This is a genomic window from Magnetospirillum sp. SS-4 (genome assembly GCF_902729425.1).
In the GTDB taxonomy this organism is placed as follows: domain Bacteria; phylum Pseudomonadota; class Alphaproteobacteria; order Rhodospirillales; family Magnetospirillaceae; genus Phaeospirillum.
Genome location: NZ_LR746530.1, coordinates 290,317 through 313,436, shown reverse-complemented (window position 1 = coordinate 313,436; position 23,120 = coordinate 290,317). Strand labels below are relative to the sequence as shown.

Sequence of the window (23,120 nt, the reverse complement as noted above, 5' to 3'; positions counted from 1 at the left end):
GCCCCGCCTTCTTAGCCGGGCGGGAAGAGATTGACAATGCGGCGTGAAACGGGGGAAGGAAGAGGCCGGATGGATTGGAGCCCCGCCCCATGACCACGGCCTCCCTGATCGAGCGACGGCGCGCCCTGGCCGCCGAGGGCCGGGTGCTGGTGGGCGCCATCCTGGCCCGCCCGCCGGGGCGCGGCGCCCTGCGACGCTATGTCGCCGGGGCCGAACGCTTCCAGGACGGGATTCCATTGGTTCTTCCCGCCATCGTCCATCGCTTTCCCGCCCTGATCCGCGCCTTCGAGCCGGTGGGGGGCGGCGGCAACGCCTCCCGCTTCGCCCAGCGCCTCGCCCTGGCCATGCGGGTGGCCGAGGCGACGCCGCCGGGCGCGGCTCTCACCCATCCCGTCCAGGAATCCGGACTCGCCGCCGCCCTCCTCCGTCTGGCCTTGATCGCCACGGCCGAAGCCGTCCTGATGCCGGTCCGCCTGATCCTGGGCCGGCGCTGGTGAACCGGCCCGACATCATCGTCGTCGGCACCGGGCCGGCCGGCATTTCGGCGGCCTGGCCGCTGGTGGAGGCGGGGCTGACGGTCCTGCTGCTGGATGCCGGAACGAAACGCCTGGACCGGCCCGCCGGCGACCGGCCGCCGCTGGCGGCGCTGCGCGCCTCGGACCAGGGCTGGTCCAGCCTGCTGGGCCACGGGCTGTCGGCGCTGCGCGACGTCGGCTTCGCCTCGCCCAAGCTGCGCACCGCCGCCCCGCCCGGTTTCGGCGAGGGCGTCGCCGAGGCCAACCGCATCCGCGCCACCGGCTTTCGCCAGGTTGGGGCTTTCGCCCTGGGCGGGCTGTCCAGCCTGTGGGGCGCGGTGGCGCCCGCCTATGACCGGTCCGACATGGCGGGCTGGCCGATCTCGCCCTCCGATCTGGCGGACTCCTACCGCCGGGTGGCGGTGCGCATCGGCCTGTCGGGCAGCGACGACGACGATCTGGCGACGGCGCAAGGGGTGGGCCTGCCGCTACAGCCCCCCCTGGCGCCCACCGGGGCGGCGGCCATGATGCTGGAGCGCTACCGGGCGCGGGGCGGAACCGGCGACGGCTTTCGCCTCGGCCTCGCCCGCAACGCGGTGCTGTCGGCCGGCCTGGGACGGCGGCGGGGCTGCACCTTGTGCAAGGGTTGCATGTGGGGGTGTCCGCAGGGCTCCATCTACACCAGCGCCGACGAGGTGGAGGACCTGCTCCGCCACCCCAACGCCCGGCTGGAGACCGGTTGGCTGGTCGAGACGCTGCGCCGCGACGGCGACGGCTGGACCGTGGCCGCCCGCGACCTGCGTCACGGCGACCGGCGCGATTTCTCCGCCCCCCGGGTGGTGCTGGCGGCCGGCGCCCTGGCCACCACCCGGCTGGCCCTGGTGGCCACCGGACGAATCGGCATCGAGCGGCCGCTGGTCAGCGCGCCCTGCTTCGCCTTCGCGGCGGTGATGCCGTCGCGCCTGGGAACGGGGCTGGACGGTCACGGCTTCGGCATGGCGCAACTGGCGTTCGACCTGCGCCGGCCGGGCGGTCCCGGCGATGCGGTATTCGGCTCGCTCTACGAGGCCGACGGCTTTGCCGTGGCCGACCTGGCCGCCGGCCTGCCGCTGACCCGGCGCGGAGCAGCGTCGCTGTTCGGCCTGCTGATGCCGGCGCTGCTGATCGGCCTGGGCTATGTGCCGGGGCGGTGGTCGCGCAACCGCGTCCGGCTGACGGCGGACGGAGCGCTGGAGGTGAATGGCGGCGTCGCCGACGGCCACGGCCGCGAGCTGAAGGAGATCGGCGCCGGCCTCGGCCGCCACTTCCGCCGGCTGGGGGCGTGGATGCTGCCGGGCTCGCTCCAGCCGTTCTCGCCGGGGACCGAGGTCCACTACGCCGGCAGCCTCGCCATGGGCGAGATGACCGATTGCGGCGGCGAGATGACCGGCGCCCCCGGCCTGTTCATCGCCGACGGCGCCGCCCTGCCGGGGGTGTCGGCCAAGCACCACACCTTCACCATGATGGCCAACGCCGATCGCATCGGACAGCGGCTGGCGACGGCAAAACTGCCGGAACGCAGCTGAAGCGTTGAAACCGGTCCAGGTTCGGACTATTGTGCCGACCCGCATTGCTGGGGCGTCGCCAAGCGGTAAGGCACCGGTTTTTGGTACCGGCATTCCCAGGTTCGAATCCTGGCGCCCCAGCCAGGCGGTCTTGCAGGGCTCGTGTCCCGCCGGGACACGGTCTGGGCCCTGACCACGGAGATTTCATGCAAAAGGTTGACAAGCCGGGCAAAGGCAAAGGCGTTGCCGGCTTTGATGAACGCAAGAACGCCGCCGCCGCCGCCAAGAAGGCGATGCTGGAGAAATGGCAGGCCAACAAGATCGACGTCACCGATCCGGCCTATCTGGAACAGCAGGCCATCCGTCAGGCCGCCGCCGCCGCCCGCGCCGAGCGCGATGCCCTGCGCAAGGCGGAAAAGGAAGCCGCCAAGGCCCAGGCCATCGCCGACCGCAAGGCGGCGCAAGACGCCGCCGCCGCCCAGGTCGTCGCCGACCGGCTTGCCGCCGAGGCCGCCGAGGCCGAGGCCGAGGCTGCCCAGATCGCACTTCAGGCCCAGCAAAAGGCCGCCCGCGACGCCCGCTACGCCGCCCGCAAGGCGCGGAAGTAGCCTCCTTCCCCCGTCATGGGCATCAGAACGCCGCCGGAGCCGGGCTGACCTCGTACGAACCCTGCGGCGCGATCTGACGAACCGTCAGGCCGCGTTCGGCGATTCCCGACGGCAGCAGCCGGAAGATGCCGTCGACCCCGGCAAAGCCGTTGGGGTTCTGCAACGTTGCGCTGGCATAGTCGCCCAGGCCGTTGCGGGCCAGGGCGGCGGCCAGGGCGGCGGCATCGTAGGCGATGCCGGCCACCCCGCCGACCCGTGGCGGCAACGGGCCGAACGCCTTGACATAGCGCTGCTCGAATTCGCGATGGGCGGCGGGCGGCGGCGCCGGATACCAGCCGCCGTCCAGCGACGGCTCGGTGATCAGGCGCGCGTCGTCCCACAGCAGGGTTCCCAGCAGCTTGGGCGGCTTATAGGCGTGATCGGCGCCCTCGCTGAGAAAGTAGGACAGCAGCGACGAGATGTTGCGCAGCCGCACTCCGTCGTCGGGCAGCAGGATGGCGTCGAAGGCGGCGGTCCGGCGGGCGGTGAACCGCTTGACCACCTGGGTGAAGTCGGTGGCGGCGGGATCGTAATAATCCAGCGCCACCAGTTCCAGGCCCAGGCTGGCGATGGCCTCCCTGGCCGCCTCGGCCACGGCGCGGCCGTAATCGTCGCTGCGGGCCAGCACGCCGATGCGGATGCGGCCCTGGTCGCGGGCATGGGCGAGGATACGGGTCACCTGCGGACCCGGCAGGAAGCCCATGGCGTAGATTCCGGCACCGGCCGCCGAGCGGTCGGTGGTGAAGGCCAGCATGGGGACGGCGTGTTCGCGGGCCAGCGCCGCCGCCGCCTTGACCTCGAAGCTGAACACCGGCCCCAGGATGATGTCGGCGCCCTGGGCCAGCGCCTGCTGGGTGGCGGCGACCGCGCCCTCGGCGCTTCCCCTGGTGTCGAGCGGAATCAGGCTGAACCTGGAATCGGCCATCTCGAACAGCGCCAGCTGGGCGGCATTGGACAGCGCCTGTCCGGTGGCGGCCTGCGGACCCGACAGCGGCAGCAGCAGCGCCGCCCGCACCTCGGACTTGGGCATGCCGGGCTGCGGAGGCGGCAACCCCGGCAGGGGCGGCTGAAGCGACGGCGTCACGGGCGGAGCCGGGGCCGGAACAGGCGGGGCCGGTGGAGCCGGCAGGGAGGCGACGACCGGCGGGGCCGCCGTTTCGGATGCGGGCTTGGTTCCGCCGAGCCAAGGTGATAACTCTGCCGGTTGTTGACAGCCCGACACCCCCAGACACATGGCGATCAATGGCAAGGCAGCGACGAGACGCCACCGGAACGCGGAGCGGCGCAAACGGACCCTCCTCTGACGAAACGGCCGACATCGCCGATCGGCCAGAGGGTAGACCGAGGATGGCCGGAAGTAAACCGGCGGCGGGCCTCTATCTGGTCGCCACCCCCATCGGCAATCTGCGCGACATCACGCTGAGGGCGCTGGACGTGCTGGCCGCCGCCGACCTGGTCGCCTGCGAAGATACCCGCGTCACCGGCCGGCTGCTGCAATTGCTGGGATTGAAGGCCGATCTTACCCCCTATCACGACCACAACGCCGACAAGGCCCGTCCCGCCCTGATCGCCCGGCTGGAGGCCGGGGCGGTGGTGGCGCTGGTCTCGGACGCCGGCACGCCGCTGGTTTCGGACCCCGGCTTCCGGCTGGTGCGCGATTGCGTCGAGCGCGGCATCAACGTCACCGCCCTGCCCGGCGCCTCGGCGGCCCTGGCCGGGTTGCAGCTGTCGGGATTGCCGGCCGACCGTTTCCTGTTCGCCGGCTTCCTGCCGTCCAGGACGGTGGCCCGCCGGGCCGCCCTCAAGGAACTGGACGCGGTTCCCGCCACCTTGGTGTTCTTCGAATCGCCCCACCGCGCCGCCGAGACATTGGCCGACATGGCCGTCGTGCTGGGCGACCGCCAGGCCGCCCTGGCCCGCGAGCTGACCAAGATGCACGAGGAGGTCGGGCGCGGCCTCCTGAGCGAACTGGCCGCCCGCTATGCCGCGACGCCGCCGCGCGGCGAGGTGGTGATCGTGGTCGCCGGCCCCGGCGAGGCCGATTCCGTCGCCCCGGATCAGCTGGAGACCCGGCTTGGCGCCGCCATCGCCGACGGCGCCTCGCTGAAGGACGCCGCCGCCCTGGTGGCGGCCGAAACCGGCCATCCCCGCCGCGAGGTCTATGCCCTGGCGCTCAGACTGTTCCGCGGGGGTAACGAGGAATGAAGTCCCAAGAGGGTCGGGAAGCCCGCCGCCGCGGCCGCATGGCCGAATTTCTGGCGGCGGCCTGGCTGCGGCTCAAATTCTACCGCATCCTGGCGCGCGGGGTGAGCGGCGGACGCGGCTCGGGCGCCGGCGAGATCGACATCGTGGCCCGGCGCGGCCGGATCATCGCCTTCGTCGAGGTCAAGAGCCGCCACACCCTGGCCGAAGCGGCGGATTCCCTGGGTCCGGCCCAGCGGCGCCGTATCGAGCGGGCGGCCGGCGCCTTCCTGGCGCGCCGTCCCCATCTGGCCGGCCTTCATGTCCGCTTCGACGCCGTGCTGGTTGCGCCGGGGCGCCTGCCGCGCCATATCCCCGATGCCTGGCGGCCCCAGTCCTGCTAGACTGCGCCCAATCAATTCGAGGAGGACCCCCGACGTGATCCGCGTTCGACCGCTGCTGAAAGTGATGATGGTCGCCCTGCTGGGCGGGGCCGTGTCCGGCTGCGCCGCCACCGTGATCGGAGCGGGAGCCACCGCCGGCGTCGCCGCCGCCGAGGAGCGCGGCCTGGAAGGCGCCCTGGACGACACCAAGATCCGGGTGGAGATCAACCGCCTGTGGTTCGACCGCGACGTCGACATGTACCGGCAGGTCACCCTGAACATCAGCGAGGGCCGGGTCATGCTGACCGGCGTGGTCAGCAGCGACCAGGCCCGCGCCGACGCCGTGAGGCTGAGCTGGCAGGTCGGCGGCGTCAGGGAGGTGCTGAACGAAATCCTGGTTCGCCCCGCCGGCGCCCCGGCCCTCGACCAGGCCGGCGACCTGTGGACGCAGCAGAAGCTGAAGGCCCGGCTGCTGACCGATTCCGAGGTCAAGAACATCAACTACATCGTCGACGTGACCGATTCGGTCGTCTATCTGCTGGGCATCGCCCAGGACCAGGCCGAGATGGACAGGGTGGTCGCCCATGCCCGCGACATCGGCGGCATCAAGCGGGTGGTCAATCACATCCGGCTCAAGTCCGATCCCCGGCGGCATGGCGGATGACGCGGTGAGCGAAACCACCGCCGCGGCACGGCTGAGGCTGGCGGAACTGGGACGGGCCGACGACCGCGATATCCGCCCGGCGGAAGCCGCCCTGCTGGTGGCGGGGCTGGGACGGCCGCACAAGCCGGTCGCGGCCTATCTGAGCTATCTGGCCGAACTGTCCGCCGAGATCCGCGCCGCGATCGGCGACGGCGGCGACGTGGAACGGCTGGCCGGCGCGCTGATGGAGGTGTTCGGCCGCCGGCACCGCTATCGCGGCGACGACCGCGACGACGAGGACGTCTCCAACACCAATCTGATGGATGTGATCGACCGCCGCCGAGGCGTCGCCGACGCGGTCGGGCTGGTGGCGCTGGATGCGGCGCGCGGCGCCGGGCTGGCGGCCGAGGGACTGGCCTTTCCCGTCCGCTTCCTGCTGCGCCTGGAAGACGATTGCGGCCGGCGGGCGATCCTGGACCCCTGCGCCGGCAGCGCCGCCCTGGACCCGCCGGCCATGCGCGCCCTGCTCAAGGCCGGCCTCGGCCTGGAGGCGGAGTTGGAGCCGGCCCATTACGCCGCCATGGGCAACCGCGACATGGTCGTCCGCCTTCAGACCGACACCAAGCTGCGCCTGCTGCGCTGCGGCCGGGTCGACCTGGCGCTGGCGGTGGTGGAGGCCACCTTGCTGCTGGCCCCAGGCGAGACGGCCCTGTGGCGCGAGGCCGGCCTGATGCACATGCGCCTCGACGACCATCCCGGCGCCGTGGCGGCGCTGGAACAGTTCGTCGCCCGGACCACCAACGCCCAGGCCCGCGCCCGCACCCTGGCGCTGCTGGCCGAGATCAAGGGCCACCTGACCTGACCGAAAGAAGGACGCACCCCATGAGCCTTGCCGTCGCCATCCAGATGGACCCCATGGAGGGCATCGACATCGATGCCGATTCCACCTTCGCCCTGGCGCTGGAGGCCCAAAGGCGCGGCCACGCCCTGTTCCACTACCTGCCGCGCCACATGGCGCTGCGCGACGGCCGCGTGCTGGCCCGCGTCCGGCCGCTGAGCGTGCGCCGCGTCGCGGGCGACCACTTCACCCTGGGCGAATCCCGGCTGGTCGACCTCGCCGCCATGGACGTGGTGCTGATGCGCCAGGACCCGCCCTTCGACATGGCCTACATCACCGCCACCCACCTGCTGGACCACATCCACCCCCGGACCCTGGTGGTCAACGACCCCACCCATGTCAGGAACGCCCCGGAAAAGCTGCTGGTGACCCATTTCGGCGGGCTGATGCCGCCGACCCTGATCACCTCGGACCGCGACCAGATCCTGGATTTCCGCGACGAGCACAAGGACATCATCGTCAAGCCGCTGTTCGGCAACGGCGGCACCGGCGTGTTCCACATCACGCCGGGCGACGAGAACCTGAACTCGCTGCTGGAGATGTTCACCCAGCTCTATCGCGAGCCGGTGATGGTGCAGCGCTACCTGCCCGAGGTCCGGATGGGCGACAAGCGCATCATCCTGGTGGACGGCGTCGCGGTGGGAGCGGTCAACCGGGTGCCGGCCGAGGGCGAGGCCCGCTCGAACCTGCATGTGGGCGGCACCGCCCGCAAGAGCGAACTGACCGCCCGCGAACGCGAGATCTGCGCCGCCATCGGCCCGACCCTGCGGGATCGCGGCCTGATCTTCGTCGGCATCGACGTCATCGGCGACTATCTGACCGAGATCAACGTGACCTCGCCCACCGGCATTCAGCAGATCGACCGGTTCGACGGCGTTTGCATCGAGGGCCTGATCTGGGACGCCATCGAGGCGCGCCGGGACGCGACAACCGCCTGATAAAAAACGATTTATCATGGCTGCGAACAACAATTGCAGTTGGCCGCGCCATCAAACTTCAAATGAAGTTGAGGGCCGCCGCCGCCCTTAACTTCAAACGTGGTTGATGCCCAACTGTCACCGCAGTTGGGTTGGCCGCAGCAGAATGGCCGGATTCTTTTCCTGTAATTCCCTCCCGGCATGCGCCGGGGAACCGTCATCGCCGGGAGTTCCCGAACTCTTCGTGGCGCCGCCCGTCCTCAGCCGCTATCATCGCCGCAGCCAATGGGGGAGGGGGTCGGGGTGGTTCTTCGCATCGAGGGCAGGGCAGCATGACCACCCACGCCCCCACAATCGCCTTTGCCGGCATCGATTGCCTGGACATCGACGTCCAGGTCCAGGTGGCCGCTGGTCTGCCGGCCTTCACCATCGTCGGCCTGCCCGACAAGGCGGTGGGGGAAAGCCGGGAACGGGTGCGGGCCGCCTTCAATTCCATCGGCCTCGCCCTGCCGCCGAAACGAATCACCGTCAACCTGGCGCCCGCCGACCTGCTGAAGGAGGGCAGCCATTTCGACCTGCCCATCGCGCTGGGATTGCTGGCCGGCATGGGGGTACTGCCGGCCGACGAGATCGAGGGCTATGTCAGCCTGGGCGAACTGGGCCTGGACGGCTCCATCGCCGCCGTGGCGGGGGTGCTGCCGGCCGCCATCGCCGCCCGGGCCGCCGACAGGGGACTGATCTGCCCGGCGGCGCAGGGCGGCGAGGCCGCCTGGGCCGGCGGCATCGAGGTGCTGGCCCCGGCCACCCTACTGGCGCTGATCAATCATTTCAAGGGCTCGCAGGTGCTGGGCGCCCCCACCCCCCAGATCGCCGAGGACGACGCCAGCCCGCTCGATCTCAGGGACATCAAGGGCCAGGAAAGCGCCAAGCGGGCGCTGGAGGTGGCCGCCGCCGGCGCCCACAACCTGCTGATGATGGGGCCGCCCGGTTCGGGCAAGTCCATGCTGGCCGCCCGCCTGCCCGGCCTGCTGCCGCCGCTCGGCCCCGCCGAAGCGCTGGAGGTCAGCATGATCCATTCAGTGGCCGGGCAACTGGCCGGCGGCAAGCTGCTGCGCCAGCGGCCGTTCCGCGACCCCCATCATTCCGCCTCGGTGCCGTCGCTGGTGGGCGGCGGCATGCGGGCACGGCCGGGCGAGGTGTCGCTGGCCCATAACGGCGTGCTGTTCCTGGACGAATTGCCCGAATTCCAGCGCGGCGCCCTGGAAGCGCTGCGCCAGCCGCTGGAATCGGGCCGCGCCGTGGTGGCCCGCGCCAACGCCCATGTCAGCTATCCCGCCCGCGTTCAGCTGGTGGCGGCGATGAATCCCTGCCGCTGCGGCCATCTGGGCGACGCCGCCCTGGCCTGCGCCAAGGCGCCAAAATGCGGCCAGGAGTATCAGTCGCGGATTTCCGGTCCGTTGTTCGACCGTATCGACCTGCACATGGAGGTGCCGGCGGTCGCCGCCGCCGACCTGTCGCTGCCGCCGCCGGCCGAGGGATCGGCCGAGGTAGCGGCCCGCGTCGCCGCCGCCCGCGCCGTCCAGGCCGAGCGCTATGCCGGTCTCGGCCCGCGCAGCAACGCCGAGGCCGATGGCGAGCTGTTGCAGAAGGTGGCCGCGCCCGACGCCGCCGGCCGGCAATTGCTGACCGAGGCGGCCGAGCGCATGCGGCTGTCGGCGCGCGGCTGGCACCGGGTGTTGCGGGTGGCCCGCACCCTGGCCGATCTCGATGGCCGGGACGCGGTGCGGCGCATCCATGTGGCCGAAGCCTTGTCCTATCGCCGGCTGATGCCGGGACGGAACGGATAGGGCGGTGCGGGCTGGAAGCCCGCGCTCCGATATGGGAGGCGACACTCTCCGGAGCGCGGGCATCCTGCCCGCTCTTATCCGGTCAATACTGCCGCAGCACCCGGCGCAGATAGTCCAGTTCCGGCGACGGGCGGGCCGGGTCGTTGGCGCGGCGGCGGATCTCATCGAGAATCTCGCGGGCGCGGCGGGTCTCGGCCTGGGCGGGCACCTTGGTCGAGCCGTCGTCGCGATGCCTGGTCCCCTGGCGCGACCGGCCCAGGGGGTCGCCGACGGTCAGGCCGCCCCTGCCCTGGCCGCGAGCCGCCGCCATGCGGTCCGCCAGTTCGCCGGCGCCGTCGCGCAGCAGCCGCAGCGCCTCGCCCTGCCAATCCGCCGCCAGCGGCCAGTCGCCCTTGTCCAGGCTGTCGGCCGCCTCGGCCATCATCCGGCCGGCGTCGTCCAGGGCGGGCGGCAGCAGGTCGCCGGCCTCGCCTCCAAGCCGCTTCAGCGCCTCGGCCAGATCCGTCTGCGCCCTGGCGGCGCGGCGGGCCTCGGCCTTGTCGGCGGCGGAGGGACGGACCGGCGGCGGCGAAGGGTCTTCGTCCTCCGCCACCGGGCCGGACTTGCGGAAACTGTGATCCAGCAGCTCGCGCTGGCGCCGCGCCAGCTCGCGCACCTCGCGCAGCGTCCTGGCGATGGCGCTGTCCGCCGGCCCGGACGATTGCGGCCGCCCCAACTCCGCCAGCAGCGACGACAGCTCCCCCAGCCGCCGCGCCAGGGCGTCGCGGTCGCCGCCTTCCGCCATGTCGCGCAGGGCATCCACCATGTCGGCCAGATCGTCGCCATCGATGACGTCGGCGTCTTCGGGGGCCAATTCGCCGGTTTCCGCGCCCGATCGGGCCAGAACGTCCAGCCACGCCGCCAGCGACTGGCGGTAGCGTTCCACCAGTTCGGCCAGGGCGGCGGGCGAGGCCCCCTCGGCGATGGCGCGTTCCAGATCGTCGCGGGCCTGATCCAGCTCCCGCTCGGCGGCGGGCAGGCCGCCGTCGTCGAGCCGGGTGGCGGCGTTCCACAGCAGGTCGCGCAATTCGGCCCGGTCGAAGCGTTCCGCCGCCAGCATGCGGCGCGCCAGCGCCAGGGCCAGGAACACCACCCGGTCGCCCCCGAACGATTCGGGATCGTCGGTCAGGCCGCGCAGCCGTTCCGCCACCTCCGGCCCCAGGCGCGGCGCCTCGCCGACCTGACGCCGCCACGAGATCAGGGCGCGGGCCACCGGATGGCGGAACACCCGCTCGGGCAGGGTGACGGTGATGGATTGGCCGGCGGCGACCTGGGCCGCCCCGTCCTCGGCATGGGGAACCAGGCGGACCGGCCGGCCGGCCCAGTCATGGGCGGCCAGGTCCAGCCGGTGGGACAGCGACAGGCTCTTGCGCCCACCCGGGGCCATCACCTCCCGGTTCAAGACGTCGCCGTCCGGCCCGTGAATCTCGATCCTGGCGCGGACGAGGCCGTAATCGTCGGAGGCCTCCAGCCCCACTTGCAGGCGGCCGCGCTCGTCCGCCACCGCCTCGCCGGCGAAGGCGATGGACGGCAGCGCATCGCGGACGATGGCGACCGGCCACGACCCGACGTCGCGCCAGCCCTGGCGCACCACCAGCTCGGAACCCTGGCGAATCTCGGCTTCCACCCGCTGGCCGCCGTCATTGCCCTGCTGGAACGGTATCGACAGATCGCCGATACGCAGGCTGGCGCGGCCCAGCCCGCCGGCCAGCACCGCCTTGACCACGCTGCCCTCGGCCACCGCCAGCGTCTTGGCCTTGTCCTGGCCGGGGCGTAGCGTCTGGGGCGGCAGTCCGGTATAGGACGGCGGCGTGATCCACGCCTCCAGGGCGTCCGGACCCAGCCCCGGCAGCGCCAGGGCCGGGGTGACGGCGCGAAGCAGCCGGCCGCGCCAGTCGGCCGCGCCGCCGGCCAGGGCCAGCACCAGCAGCAGCAGGGCGGCGAAGCGCAGGGCATAGGGGTCCTTGGCCGCCACCACCGGGCGGGGCCAGCCCGGCCGCAGGCCGTCGAGGGCGGCACGGGTCCGGGCCCGATGCGCGGCCCACAGGTCGGAATCGCCGTCGGCGAGGGAATCGTCCAGAACCGCCAGCGGCCGGTGCGAGATACCGGATTCCGATTCCAGCCGGCGGGCGGCCTCGGCCCCGGTCGGCGGCGGCAGCCGGACCATGCCGACCGCCAGAACGATGGCGGCGCCCCCCAGGACCAGCAGCGCCAGCGCGTGCAGCCAGCCGGGCAGCAGCGGCGCCACGTCGAACAGCGCCACGGCCACGGCCGCCGCCGCCAGCGATGCCAGGGCGGTCAGCCGGGGCGCCAGTCTTTCGCCCCACAGCGCCAGCCGGGTCAGACGCAACCGCCGGGAAAGGGCGGTTCCGGTCATCTCAGAACCAGTCGGGCAGGCTTTCCAGCGCCCGCATCTGCTCGAAGCTGGGTCGCGCCCGCACCACCTTGAATTCAGCCCCCCTGACCAGCACCTCGGGAATCAGCGGCCGGGTGTTGTAGGTGGACGACATGGCGGCGCCATAGGCCCCGGCGGTGCCGAACGCCAGCAGATCGCCGGCCGCCATGGGCGGCAGCGGCCGCTGCCTGGCGAAGGTGTCGCCGGTCTCGCAGACCGGCCCGACCACGTCCACGGCGGCCAGGACGGTCCCCGGACCCGGTTCCGCAACCGGAATGATGGCGTGGTGGGCGTCGTACAGCGCCGGACGCATCAGATCGTTCATGGCGGCGTCGACGATCAGGAAGGTGCGGGTCGACCCCTCCTTCACATGGATGACCCGCGACACCAGGATGCCGGCATTGCCCACCAGCAGGCGGCCGGGCTCGACGATGACGCGGCAGCCGAGGTCGCCCAGGGTGTCGCGCATGATCTCGGCATAGGCGGTCGGGCTGGGCGGGGTTTCGTCGTCGTAGGGAACGCCGAGGCCGCCGCCCAGGTCGAGCCGGCGGATGTCGACGCCGTCGGCGCGCAGCATGTCGACCAGGTCGCGCACCCGCAGGAAGGCCTGGCGGAACGGCTCGATCTCGGTCAGCTGCGAGCCGATGTGGCAGGCGATGCCGACCACGTCGAGCCCCGGCAGCGACCCGGCGAGATTGTAGACCTCGCGGATACGGTTCCATTCGATGCCGAACTTGTTCTCTTTCTTGCCGGTGGTGATCTTGGCATGGGTGCCGGCGTCGACGTCGGGATTGACCCGGATGGAAACCGGCATGCGAACGCCCCTGGCCGCCGCCACCTCGGACAGCATGCGAAGCTCGGGCTCGGATTCGACGTTGATCTGGAGAATGCCGGTGGCGACGGCGAAATCCAGCTCGGCCCGGGTCTTGCCGACTCCGGAAAAGACAATGCGCTCCGGCGGCACGCCGGCGGCCAGCGCTTGGCGCAATTCGCCCTCGCTGACCACGTCGGCGCCCGCCCCCAGGCGGGCCAGGGTATGGATCACCGCGATGTTGGGATTGGCCTTGCAGGCGAAGCAGACGGTGGCGTCCAGCCCGGCCGCCCCCAGCGCCCCGGCGAACACGGCGTAGTGACGTTCCAGGGTGGCGGTGGAATAGCAATAGAACGGCGTTCCCACCGCCTCGGCGATGCGGGCGATGGCGACGTCCTCAGCATGCAGTTCGCCGTCGATATAATGGAAGTGGTTCATTTGCTCCTGCCGGTCTCGGCCCTGGGGGACATGGGCGTATAGGGATAGTCGCGGGGATAGGTGCTGCCCTCGGGCGCCTCGGGGTTGCCCTTGCGGCCGCAGGCGGCGACGGACAGGGCCAGCGTCGCGGCCAGGACCAGGCTCAGCAGGGCGCGCATGTCAGGCTTCCTCCCGGCTTAATGCCGCCCGGGCGGCGGCGACGGCCTCGCGCACCCGCTCCGGCGCGGTGCCGCCGAAACTGACCCGGCTGGCCACCGACGAATCGACGCCCAGCACGGCGCGGGCCGCCTCGGTGATGCCGGGCTCGACGGCCTGCATCTCGGCCAGCGACAGATCCTCCAGCCCGATTCCCTTGTCCTCGGCCAGCTTGACCAGCGAGCCGGCGACGTGGTGGGCGCGGCGGAACGGCATGCGCAGCGCCCGCACGCACCAGTCGGCGATGTCGGTGGCGGTGGTGAAGCCGGCGCCGGCGGCGACCTTCAGCACCTCGGCGTTGACGGTCATGTCGCCGACCATGCCGGTCATGGCGGCGATGGCCAGTTCCATGGTGTCGGCGGCCTCGAACACCGGTTCCTTGTCATCCTGCATGTCCTTGGAATAGGCCAGCGGCAGCCCCTTCATGACGATCAGCAGGGCGTTCAGGTCGCCGATCACTCGGCCGGTCTTGGCGCGCACCAGTTCGGCGGCGTCGGGATTGCGCTTCTGCGGCATGATGGACGAGCCGGTGGTGAAGGCGTCCGACAGGCGCACGAAGCGGAACTGGGCGCTGGTCCAGATCACCAGTTCCTCGGCCAGCCGCGACAGATGCACGGCGCAGATGGCGCAGGCGGACATGAATTCCAGGGCGAAGTCGCGATCCGACACCCCATCCAGCGAATTGCGCATGGGCCGCTCGAAGCCCAGCTCGGCGGCGGTGGCGTGGCGGTCGATGGGAAACGAGGTCCCGGCCAGCGCCGCCGAGCCCAGCGGGCATTCGTTCAGCCGTTCGCGGGCGTCGGCAAGACGGGACCGGTCGCGGCCGACCATCTCCACATAGGCCATCAGATGATGGCCAAAGGTCACCGGCTGGGCCGCCTGAAGATGGGTGAAGCCCGGCATCACCGTGGCGGCGTGCTCGTCGGCGCGGCGCAGCAGCACCTCGGTCAGGCCCTTCAGGGCGCGGTCCATGCCGTCGATGGCGTCCCTGACCCACAGGCGGAAATCGGTGGCGACCTGATCGTTGCGCGACCGCGCCGTGTGCAGCCGGCCGGCCGCCTCGCCGATCAGCTCGGCCAGGCGGGATTCCACGTTCATGTGGATGTCCTCCAGCGCCATGCTGAAGGGAAAGTCGCCGGCCTCGATCTCGGCCAGAACCTTGTCCAGCCCGGCGATGATGGCCTCGCCGTCCTCGGGCGTCAGGATGGATTGGCGCACCAGCATGCGGCAATGGGCCTTGGACCCCCGGATGTCCTGGGCGTACAGCCGCTTGTCGAAATCGATGGAGGCGTTGATCCGCTGCATGATGGCGGCGGGTCCGCCTTCGAAGCGGCCGCCCCACATGGCGGAGGCGGCGGAAGTCTTGGAGGTGTCGCTCATGGAATCCCGGACGGTCAGGGTGGAGTCCGCGTCAACCTACACCCTTCGCCGCTTTCCCGGAAGCGGCGGCGAAATCGCCGCCCGCATGAAACAAGGGAGCCGGCCCAACGGACCGGCTCCCGATTCGGCAACCGGACGGCCGGTTGCTACTTGTCGAACGGCGTCGGGCGCGGGGTGGCGTCGGACGACGGCGGCAGAAGCGGCAGCTTGAAGCTGGGCTGGTCGCCGGTCAGGGTCTTCAGGAACGCGACGATCTTGCCGTTTTCCTCGGCGGTGAAGCTCTTGCCCAGCTGAATCCGGCCCATGGTGTCGACCGCGTCCTTCAAGGTGGCGGCCTCGCCGTCGTGGAAGTAGGGATAGGTCAGCTCGACATTGCGCAGGGTCGGCACCTTGAAGTTGAAGCGGTCGGCCTCGTCCTTGGTGACCGAGACGCGGCCCTCGGCCGGGCTGGTGGCCTTGTAGGGCTCGACCACCCCCATCTTCTGGAAGGAATTGCCGCCCACCGCCGGACCGTTGTGGCAGGCGGTGCAGCCCGAATCCTTGAACAGCGCGTAGCCGGCCAGTTCGTCCTTGGTCAGCGCCTTGTTGTCGCCCTTCAGCCACTTGTCGAAGCGGGAATTGGGGGTGACCAGCGTCTCCTCGAAGGCGGCGATGGCCTTGGTGACGCCGTCGATGGTGATCTTGTCGGAGCCGAACACCGCCTTGAATTCCGCGACATAGCCCGGAATCGACTGCAACACGTCGACCGCCAGTTCATGGGTGAAGGCCATCTCGCCCGGATTGGCGATGGGGCCGCCGGCCTGGGCCTTCAGGTCCACGGCGCGGCCGTCCCAGAACTGGGCGACGTTCATGCTGGAATTCAGCACGGTCGGGGCGTTGATCGGCCCCTTCTGCCAGTTGTGGCCGATGGAGGTCTTGAGGTTGTCGGTGCCGCCCATGGACAGGTTGTGGCAGGAATTGCACGAGATGAAGCCCGACTTGGACAGGCGGGTGTCGAAATAGAGCTTCTTGCCCAGTTCGACGAGGCCGGCATTGGTCACCTTGGCCGGCGCGATGGGTTGAATCGGTTCGTCCTTGGCCGGCGCGGCCAAGGCCAGACCGGCCGACATGGTCATGGCGGCGGCCAGGGACAATACGTGGCGAAGCAGCATGGTGTTCCCCTTTCATCTATCGACCGGGACCCCGGCGAGAGCGTGACGGAGCCGATGCTTCCGCCTGCCGCGACTCCCATAGTCACAAAGATTTTAGGGGTATATTGATAAACGTCAAGTAGCTTTTTGAGTGATTCTAACTACAATCTATCCTATAAGGCCTTATGCCTCATACCTAATTTCTATAACCTCGATCATATCGAGACCGGATGGAGTGCGAACTCCGACACTGTCGCCCTCGGTCGCCTTCAGCAGGGCGCGGGCGATGGGCGAGACCCAGCTGATCAGGCCCTTGTCCATGTCGGCCTCGTCGACGCCGACGATGGTGACGGTGATTTCCTCGTCGCGGGAATTGGCATAGGTGACGGTGGCGCCGAAAAACACCTGACTCCGGTTCGTCTGCCGGGCGGGATCGACCACATGGGCCGATTCCAGGCGCTTGGTCAGAAAGCGGATGCGGCGGTCGATCTCGCGCAGCCGCTTCTTGCCATAGAGGTAATCGCCGTTTTCCGAACGGTCGCCGTTGCCGGCCGCCCACGAGACGATTTCCACCACCTTGGGCCGCTCCACCCGCATCAGCTGGCCGAGTTCATCCCTCAGCGCCTGGAAGCCCTGGGGCCGCATGTAGTTCTTGGCGCCGGGCGGCAGGCCCTTGGGCAGGGCGTCTTCGTCCTCGTCGCCGTCGCTCTCTTTCGTGAACGCCTTGCTCATGCTTTGACTCCCGCCCCGGACAGCTTGCGGGCATTGGGGTCCAGCGGCCAGCGCGGCCGGGGCGCGAAGTCGAGGCCGTCGACGAGGCCCAGGCGCAGCCGCTCGATGCCGGCCCAGGCGATCATGGCGGCGTTGTCGGTGCACAGCCCCAGCGGCGGGGCAAGGAACTCAAGCCCCGTTTCGGAGCCGAGCCGGATCAGGGACTGGCGCAGGCGGGTATTGGCGGCGACGCCGCCGGCCACCACCAGATGCCGCCCGGCCGGCCAGCGGACCTGAAAATCCCGGATGGCGCGCCGTGTGCGGTCGGCGATCGACTCGGCCACCGCCGCCTGAAAGCCGGCGGCGACGTCGGCGGCATCCTGCTGGCCCAGCGGCCGGGGCAGGCGTTCCACCAGCAGCCGCACCGCGTTCTTGAGGCCGGAAAAGCTGAAATCGCAGCCGGGCTTGCCCTTCATGGGGCGCGGCAGGGCGAAGCGGGTCTCGTCGCCCAGGGCGGCGGCCCGTTGCAGGGCCGGGCCGCCGGGATAGCCCAGACCGATCATCTTGGCCGCCTTGTCGAAGGCCTCGCCGGCGGCGTCGTCGATGGTGGCGCCCAGCCGGGTATAGCGCCCGACTCCTTCCACCGCCAGCAGCTGGCAATGCCCGCCCGAGGCCAGCAGCAGCAGATAGGGAAAGTCGATGCCGTGGGTCAACCGCGCCGTCAGGGCATGGCCTTCCAGATGATTGACCGCCAGGAACGGCTTGCCGGCGGCCAGGGCCAGGGCCTTGCCGGTCATGACGCCGACGATGACGCCGCCGATCAGGCCCGGCCCGCCGGTCGCCGCCACCCCGTCGAGATCGCCAAAGCCGATGCCGGCCCGCGCCATCGCCTCGGCCACCAGCCGGTCGATATGGTGAAGGTGCGAACGCGCCGCGATTTCCGGCACGATGCCGCCGAACGGGCGGTGTTCGTCCAGTTGCGACAGCACTACGTCGGCCAGGATGGTCCGCTCGCCGTCGACGATGGCGGCGGCGGTTTCGTCGCAGCTGGTTTCGATGCCGAGAATCAGCATTCCTGCCCCTCAATCGCCTCAGCATCGGCTTTGCCGATGCGAGACCTAATGGCCGGGCGCGTGCATCCGCACGCTTGGCCGCGCCGCACGAGCGGCGGGCGCTTCCAGCGGGCCATGGCCCGCCCGGACCTAAGGGCAACGCGCCAGTCGCTACGCTCCATCTTGCCTCCCAATCGCCATCCTCTTTCAAATCCCTTTGCAGAGGCGCTCACGACTTACTACAACAGCCTCATCATGACCACAAAACATCCCATCCTCAGAATTGGCACCCGCGGCTCGCCCCTGGCGCTGGCCCAGACCCACGAAACCCGCGACCGCCTTGCCGCCGCATGGCCGGAACTGGCCGAGGACGGCGCCATCGAGATCGAGGTCATCAAGACCACCGGCGATCTGGTGCAGGACCGTCCGCTGGCCGAGATCGGCGGCAAGGGCCTGTTCACCAAGGAACTGGACGAGGCCATGCTGTCCGGCCGCATCCACCTTGCCGTCCATTCCATGAAGGACGTGCCGACGGCGCTGCCCGACGGCATCGACCTGCCCTGCATCCTGCCGCGCGAGGACGTGCGCGACGCCTTCATCAGCCTGACCGCCAAAGGCATCGCCGATCTGCCCGAGGGCGCGGTGATCGGCAGCGCCAGCCTGCGGCGCGGCGCCCAGATCCTGCACCGGCGCCCTGATCTCAAGGTGGTGAACTTCCGGGGCAACGTCCAGACCCGGCTGCGCAAGCTGGAAGATGGGGTGGTCGACGCCACCTTGCTGGCCATGGCCGGCCTGCGCCGCCTCGGCCTCGACCGGCACGTCACCTGCGCCATCGAGACCGAGGACATGCTGCCGGCGGTGGCGCAAGGCGCCATCGGCATCACCTGCCGCACCGACGACAAGACCTCCCAGCGTTATCTGGCCGCGCTCAACTGCCCGGACTCCCAGGTCCGCGTCATCGCCGAGCGCGCCCTGCTGGCCCGGCTGGACGGGTCGTGCCGCACCCCCATCGCGGCGCTGGCCGAGCTGGACGGCGACCGCCTGAGCCTGCGCGGCCTGATCATCAGCCCCGATGGCACGGTCATTCACGCCACCCGCCGCGACGGCATCCGCGCCGAGGCCGCCGCCATGGGCCTTGACGCCGCCAACGAGCTGCTGGACCGGGCCGGGCCGGGCTTCTTCGACTTCAGGCAATAGGGCCGGGTCCGTGCGCGCCCTGGTCACCCGCCCGAGAGAGGATTCGGAAGGCGTGGCCCGCGCCCTGGAGGCCCGTGGCCTCGACGTGATGGTCGAGCCGCTGCTCGACATCGAGCCGGTTCCAGGCGCAAGGGTCGAGGCCGACGGCGCCCAGGGCATCCTGGTCACCAGCGCCAACGGTATCCGCGCCCTGGCCCGGCTGCACTCCGACCGCTCGCTGCCGGTCTGGGCGGTGGGCGATTCCTCGGCCGCGGTGTCGCGGGCGCTGGGCTATGACCGGGTGGAAAGCGCCGGGGGCGACGTCGATACCCTGGCCGGGCTGGTGGCCCGCCGCGTCGATCCCGCCGGCGGCGTCCTGCTGCACGCCGCCGGCAGCGTCACCGCCGGCGACCTTGCCGGATTGCTGGAGGCGCAAGGCTACCGGGTTCGCCGGCAAGTGCTGTACCGGGCGGTGACCGCCACCCGGCTGTCTGCCGAGCTCCACCGCGCCCTGAAAGGCGGCGCCGTCGATCTGGCGCTGTTTTTCTCTCCCCGCACCGCCGCCACCTTTGTTAGGCTGGTCGCCGCCGCCGGGCTGGAATCCAGCATCGCCCGGCTGGCCGCCTACGGCCTGTCGGCCAACGTCTCCGCCCAATTGGCGCCGCTGCCCTGGGCAAGGCTGCGCCAGGCCGCCGAGCCCACCCAGGCCGCCCTGCTGGCCGCGCTTGATCTTGACCTCACACGGGAATCCCTCTCATGACGCAACAGCCCGATTCCGAGCCCGTGGACACCGCGACGGTCGAGCCGGTTCCGGCCGCGACCGGAACCGGAACGGCCGAACCGCCGAGCCGGCCGCCAAGCCGATTCGGCATGGTGGCGGTGCCAATCCTGCTGGCGCTGGCCGCCGCCGCCACCTTCCCGCTGTGGCGCGATCAGGCCGGGCTGCCCGCCCCCGGCGGCGGCGTCGAGACGGAAAGCCTGCGGACCGAGCTGTCGGCCGTCACCCGGCGCCTGGCCCAGCTGGAAGCCCGGCCGGAACCGGCCGTTTCCGGTTCGGCGCCGGCGCCGGCCGACGATAGCCGCCTTGCCGCCCTGGAACAGGCCATGCGCGGTCTCCAGGCCCAGCCGGCGGCCCCGGCCACCCTGGCCGCCGATGTCGACTCCATATCGAAACAATTGGCCGAGATGCGCAAGACCGCCGCCGATTCCGCCACCATGCTGCGTCTGGTCGACCGGCTGGATCAGGTGGAGGCATCCTTGCGCGACCTTCAGGCCAGGCGGTCCTCGGCCGCCGCCCTGCTGCTGGCGGTGGGCCAGTTGCGCGAAGCGGTCAATGCCGGCCGCGCCTTCGACGCGGAACTGCGCGCCGTCAAGGTCCTGGCCGGTGACGAAGCCGCCCTGGCCGGCGCCGCCGATGCCATCGCCGAGCGGGCCGAGGCCGGGCTTGCCACCCGTCCCGCCCTGACCGCCCGGTTCGACGCCCTGGCGCCCCGCCTGATCCGCGCCGAGATCCTGCCGGACGAGGATGGCTGGCAGCGCCGGGTCATGGACCGTCTGCTCAATCTGGTCACCGTCCGACGCGAGGACGGCAACGCCGCCGGCGAGAGCGCCGCCGCCCAGGTGGCCCGCGCCCAGGCGGCGCTGGGCCGGGGCGACCTTGCCGCCGCCGTCTCCGAACTCGGGTCGCTGCCGCCGGGTCCCGCCGCCCAGGCCTCGTCATGGCTGGCCGAGGCCAAGGCCCGGCTGGCCGCCGACAAGGCCCTGTCCGAGATGGCGGCCCAGGCCGTCGCCCTGGCGGGAGCCAGGCCATGAGGCGGCTACTCGCCTTCCTGCTGCTTTCCGCCCTGGCGGTGGCCGGCGCGGTCTGGCTGGCCGACCGTCCCGGCGAGGTCACCATCCACTGGCAAGGCTGGCGCCTGGACACCACCGTGCCGGTGCTGCTGGCCACCGTCGCGCTTCTGACCGTGCTGCTGTCGCTGCTGGGCCGGGTGCTGCGGCTGGTGGTCGGCGGCCCCGGCCGGATGCTGGCGGCGCGGCGGACGCGGCTGACCCGCAAGGGCTATGTGGCGCTGTCGGACGGCCTGGCGGCGGTGGCCTCCGGCGATTCCCGGCAGGCGACCCGGCTGGCCCGCAAGGCCGACAAGCTGCTGAAGGATCAGGCGGTGACCGGCCTGCTGACCGTGCGGGCGGCCGAGATCAGCGGCGACCCCGCCACCTTGCGCGCCCGTTACGAGACCATGACCGAACGGCCCGAGACCGCCTATCTCGGCTTCAAGGGATTGATGGACCTGGCCCTGAGACAGGGCGACCGCGATGCCGCCCGCGCCCACGCCACCCGCGCCCTGGCGCTGCAACCCGGCGCCGAGGGGCTGGCCGGCGTCCTGTTCGATCTTCAGATGGAGGCCGGCCTGCTGGCCGAGGCCGAGCTGACCCTGGGCATCGCCCGCCGCCATTCCGTTCTTCCCAGCGCCGAGCTAGCCCACCGCCGCGCCCTGGTGCTGTTCGCCCGCGCCGAGGCGGCCGAGAAATCCGGCGATGCCGCCGCCGCCCTGGCGCTGGCGCTGGATTCCAGGGATGCCGAGCCCAGCTTCGTGCCGGCGGTGGCGATGGCGGCCCGGCTCCATCGGGCCAAAGGCAAGCCGCGCAAGGCGGAATCCCTGATCCGTTCGACCTTCCGGGTCGCCCCCCATCCGCTGCTGACGGCCGAATGGGCGGCGCTGGGTCAGGCCGATTCGCCCCTGGACCGGGTCAAGCGCATGCGGATTCTGGCCGAGGACAATCCCGCCGCCGCCTGCGGCCATGTCGCCCTGGCCGAGGCCGCGCTGGCCGCCCGGCTGTGGGGACAGGCCCGCACCCACCTGGAAAAGGCCCTGGAACAGCAGCCCTCCCGCCATGTGCTGGCCCTGCTGGCCCAGTTGGAACGCGACGAGCGCAAGGACGAGGCCGCCGCCCTGGCCTGGCTGGCCCGGTCCGGCGACGCCGGCACCGGACCGGCCTGGACCTGCGGCGGCTGCGGCCGGACCGCGCCGGCCTTCTCGGTCGCCTGTCCGGCCTGCCATGCCCCCGGACGGATGGAGTGGCGATGATGATTCCGGTTCTGCTGCTGGCCCTGACCGCCCTTCTTCCGGCCGGGACCGCCCAGGCGTCGCCGCTGGACGGCAAGGCGCTGTTCGCCGCCAAGGGCTGCCCCGCCTGCCACGGCGCCGACGGCCGCAAGGGCCTGGCCGCCACCCCGCATCTCGCCGGCCAGAACGCCGGCTACATGATCCGCCAGATGAACGAGATCGCCGACGGCACCCGCAACGCCCCGGCGGCCAGGCCGATGCGGCCGGTGATCGACAAGGTGAACGCCGACGAGCGCAAGGCCATCGCCACCTGGCTGGCGGTCCAGCCACCGGCCGGTCCGGCCCCGCCCGGCGACGCCGCCCGACTGGAGCAAGGCGCCATCCTGTTCGACGAACAGGGCTGCATCGGCTGCCACGGCGAGGCCGGAACCAGGCCGCTGGCCGATTATCCGGTGCTGGCCGGCCAGCGCCGCGACTATCTGGCCGCGCAGATTCGGGCGATACGCGATGAAATCCGCTCGACCCGCCGCGCCCGGCTGATGGTCGCCAACGTCCGAACCCTGAGGGACGATCAGGTCGAGCGGATCGCCGAATTCCTGTCGCAAACGAAACGGATTCAGGGACCGGTCCAGTGACGCCGCTGCCCTTGACCACCCTGGTGCTGGGTGGCGCCCGTTCGGGCAAGTCGGTTCATGCCGAGGCGCTGCTGGACGGCCGTCCCGCCCTCTATCTCGCCACCGGTCAGGCGCTGGACGGCGAGATGGCCGAACGCATCGACCGCCATCGCCGCCGTCGCGGCCCCACCTGGAGCACCCTGGAAGAACCGCTGGAACTGGCGGAAACCCTGGAACGGGTGGCGCGGCCCGACCGGCCGGTGCTGGTGGATTGCCTGACCCTGTGGCTGTCCAACCTGATGCAGGCCGGCCGCGACGTCGAGCGGGCGCTGGGTCAGCTTTGCGAGATCCTGGCCGAACCCGCCGGACCGGTGGTGCTGGTCTCCAACGAAGTCGGGCTGGGGCTGGTGCCCGACAACCGCCTCGCCCGCGAGTTCCGCGACCACCAGGGCCGCGTCAACCAGCGCGTCGCCGCCATCTGCCGCAAGGTGGTGTTCGTCGCCGCCGGCCTGCCGCTCGTCCTCAAGGAAGATTAAGCA

The 23,120-nt window shown here is 71.2% G+C and carries 23 protein-coding genes and 1 tRNA gene; 16 read left to right on the top strand and 8 right to left on the bottom strand.

Going from position 1 to position 23,120, the window contains the following annotated elements; translation table 11 throughout:
• Positions 1 to 89 precede the first annotated feature (89 nt).
• From MTBSS4_RS20085 to MTBSS4_RS20070, 4 genes are all read left to right on the top strand, one after another.
• Positions 90 to 497: a hypothetical protein gene (locus MTBSS4_RS20085; RefSeq protein WP_173985135.1), complete on the top strand. Its 408-nt coding sequence runs from the start codon at positions 90 to 92 to the stop codon at positions 495 to 497.
• On the top strand, positions 494 to 2,080 hold the full coding sequence (locus MTBSS4_RS20080) for a GMC oxidoreductase (RefSeq protein ID WP_173985134.1): 1,587 nt from the start codon (positions 494 to 496) through the stop codon (positions 2,078 to 2,080). Before MTBSS4_RS20085 ends, MTBSS4_RS20080 begins: the two co-directional genes overlap by 4 nt.
• Before the next feature lie 48 nt (positions 2,081 to 2,128).
• Positions 2,129 to 2,203 (top strand) — tRNA-Gln (locus MTBSS4_RS20075).
• A 62-nt stretch (positions 2,204 to 2,265) separates the two neighbouring features.
• Positions 2,266 to 2,667, top strand: coding sequence for a DUF6481 family protein (locus MTBSS4_RS20070; RefSeq protein ID WP_173985133.1), 402 nt, complete (start codon positions 2,266 to 2,268; stop codon positions 2,665 to 2,667).
• 22 nt (positions 2,668 to 2,689) lie between these two features.
• Here the strand turns inward: MTBSS4_RS20070 and MTBSS4_RS20065 are convergent, their stop codons facing one another.
• Positions 2,690 to 3,790, bottom strand: a complete 1,101-nt coding sequence (locus MTBSS4_RS20065) for a penicillin-binding protein activator (protein WP_254432680.1) — start codon at positions 3,788 to 3,790, stop codon at positions 2,690 to 2,692.
• A gap of 263 nt (positions 3,791 to 4,053) precedes the next feature.
• Here MTBSS4_RS20065 and rsmI point away from each other — a divergent pair, with 263 nt between their 5' ends.
• From rsmI to MTBSS4_RS20035, 6 genes are all read left to right on the top strand, one after another.
• A complete protein-coding gene (gene rsmI, locus MTBSS4_RS20060) occupies positions 4,054 to 4,911 on the top strand; it encodes a 16S rRNA (cytidine(1402)-2'-O)-methyltransferase (protein ID WP_254432679.1) in 858 nt (285 codons plus the stop codon).
• The gene (locus tag MTBSS4_RS20055; RefSeq protein WP_173985131.1) at positions 4,908 to 5,291 is read left to right on the top strand and encodes a YraN family protein; all 384 of its coding nucleotides are present in this window, start codon (positions 4,908 to 4,910) and stop codon (positions 5,289 to 5,291) included. The genes rsmI and MTBSS4_RS20055 overlap by 4 nt, the downstream gene beginning before the upstream one ends.
• 34 nt (positions 5,292 to 5,325) lie before the next feature.
• Positions 5,326 to 5,934, top strand: coding sequence for a BON domain-containing protein (locus tag MTBSS4_RS20050; protein ID WP_254432678.1), 609 nt, complete (start codon positions 5,326 to 5,328; stop codon positions 5,932 to 5,934).
• 4 nt (positions 5,935 to 5,938) lie between these two features.
• The gene (locus tag MTBSS4_RS20045; RefSeq protein WP_254432677.1) at positions 5,939 to 6,775 is read left to right on the top strand and encodes a SirB1 family protein; all 837 of its coding nucleotides are present in this window, start codon (positions 5,939 to 5,941) and stop codon (positions 6,773 to 6,775) included.
• 20 nt (positions 6,776 to 6,795) lie between these two features.
• Entirely contained in the window at positions 6,796 to 7,749 is a 954-nt protein-coding gene (gene gshB / locus MTBSS4_RS20040) for a glutathione synthase (RefSeq protein WP_173985128.1), read from the top strand.
• Between the two features lie 311 nt (positions 7,750 to 8,060).
• Positions 8,061 to 9,575, top strand: coding sequence for a YifB family Mg chelatase-like AAA ATPase (locus MTBSS4_RS20035; protein ID WP_173985127.1), 1,515 nt, complete (start codon positions 8,061 to 8,063; stop codon positions 9,573 to 9,575).
• Between the two features lie 82 nt (positions 9,576 to 9,657).
• On the opposite strand, the gene MTBSS4_RS20030 is transcribed toward MTBSS4_RS20035, so the two are convergent.
• From MTBSS4_RS20030 to tsaD, 7 genes are all read right to left on the bottom strand, one after another.
• The gene (locus MTBSS4_RS20030) at positions 9,658 to 11,991 is read right to left on the bottom strand and encodes a DUF4175 domain-containing protein (protein ID WP_173985126.1); all 2,334 of its coding nucleotides are present in this window, start codon (positions 11,989 to 11,991) and stop codon (positions 9,658 to 9,660) included.
• A 1-nt stretch (position 11,992) separates the two neighbouring features.
• A complete protein-coding gene (gene lysA / locus MTBSS4_RS20025; protein WP_173985125.1) occupies positions 11,993 to 13,258 on the bottom strand; it encodes a diaminopimelate decarboxylase in 1,266 nt (421 codons plus the stop codon).
• Positions 13,255 to 13,416, bottom strand: coding sequence for a lipoprotein (locus MTBSS4_RS20020; RefSeq protein WP_173985124.1), 162 nt, complete (start codon positions 13,414 to 13,416; stop codon positions 13,255 to 13,257). Before MTBSS4_RS20020 ends, lysA begins: the two co-directional genes overlap by 4 nt.
• A 1-nt stretch (position 13,417) precedes the next feature.
• Positions 13,418 to 14,833, bottom strand: a complete 1,416-nt coding sequence (gene argH, locus MTBSS4_RS20015; protein WP_173985123.1) for an argininosuccinate lyase — start codon at positions 14,831 to 14,833, stop codon at positions 13,418 to 13,420.
• 146 nt (positions 14,834 to 14,979) lie between these two features.
• Positions 14,980 to 15,984 (bottom strand): cytochrome-c peroxidase, encoded by a 1,005-nt coding sequence (locus MTBSS4_RS20010; protein ID WP_173985122.1) that lies wholly within the window; start codon positions 15,982 to 15,984, stop codon positions 14,980 to 14,982.
• A gap of 162 nt (positions 15,985 to 16,146) precedes the next feature.
• Positions 16,147 to 16,695: a transcription elongation factor GreB gene (gene greB, locus MTBSS4_RS20005; protein WP_173985121.1), complete on the bottom strand. Its 549-nt coding sequence runs from the start codon at positions 16,693 to 16,695 to the stop codon at positions 16,147 to 16,149.
• A complete protein-coding gene (gene tsaD, locus MTBSS4_RS20000) occupies positions 16,692 to 17,747 on the bottom strand; it encodes a tRNA (adenosine(37)-N6)-threonylcarbamoyltransferase complex transferase subunit TsaD (RefSeq protein ID WP_173985120.1) in 1,056 nt (351 codons plus the stop codon). Before tsaD ends, greB begins: the two co-directional genes overlap by 4 nt.
• A gap of 234 nt (positions 17,748 to 17,981) precedes the next feature.
• Between tsaD and hemC the strand changes: the two genes are divergently transcribed.
• The 6 genes from hemC to cobU are packed head-to-tail and all read left to right on the top strand — an operon-like array spanning position 17,982 to position 23,117.
• The gene (hemC, locus tag MTBSS4_RS19995) at positions 17,982 to 18,923 is read left to right on the top strand and encodes a hydroxymethylbilane synthase (protein WP_173985119.1); all 942 of its coding nucleotides are present in this window, start codon (positions 17,982 to 17,984) and stop codon (positions 18,921 to 18,923) included.
• A gap of 52 nt (positions 18,924 to 18,975) precedes the next feature.
• The gene (locus tag MTBSS4_RS19990) at positions 18,976 to 19,662 is read left to right on the top strand and encodes a uroporphyrinogen-III synthase (protein WP_254432676.1); all 687 of its coding nucleotides are present in this window, start codon (positions 18,976 to 18,978) and stop codon (positions 19,660 to 19,662) included.
• Complete coding sequence (locus MTBSS4_RS19985) at positions 19,659 to 20,714, top strand: COG4223 family protein (RefSeq protein ID WP_173985117.1); 1,056 nt, start codon at positions 19,659 to 19,661, stop codon at positions 20,712 to 20,714. The genes MTBSS4_RS19990 and MTBSS4_RS19985 overlap by 4 nt, the downstream gene beginning before the upstream one ends.
• Positions 20,711 to 21,988 carry a heme biosynthesis protein HemY gene (locus MTBSS4_RS19980; RefSeq protein ID WP_173985116.1) on the top strand — a complete coding sequence of 426 codons (1,278 nt, stop codon included), beginning with the start codon at positions 20,711 to 20,713 and terminating at the stop codon, positions 21,986 to 21,988. Before MTBSS4_RS19985 ends, MTBSS4_RS19980 begins: the two co-directional genes overlap by 4 nt.
• A complete protein-coding gene (locus MTBSS4_RS19975; protein WP_254432675.1) occupies positions 21,985 to 22,602 on the top strand; it encodes a c-type cytochrome in 618 nt (205 codons plus the stop codon). The genes MTBSS4_RS19980 and MTBSS4_RS19975 overlap by 4 nt, the downstream gene beginning before the upstream one ends.
• A complete protein-coding gene (cobU, locus tag MTBSS4_RS19970) occupies positions 22,599 to 23,117 on the top strand; it encodes a bifunctional adenosylcobinamide kinase/adenosylcobinamide-phosphate guanylyltransferase (protein WP_173985115.1) in 519 nt (172 codons plus the stop codon). Before MTBSS4_RS19975 ends, cobU begins: the two co-directional genes overlap by 4 nt.
• The last annotated feature ends 3 nt before the right edge of the window (positions 23,118 to 23,120 follow it).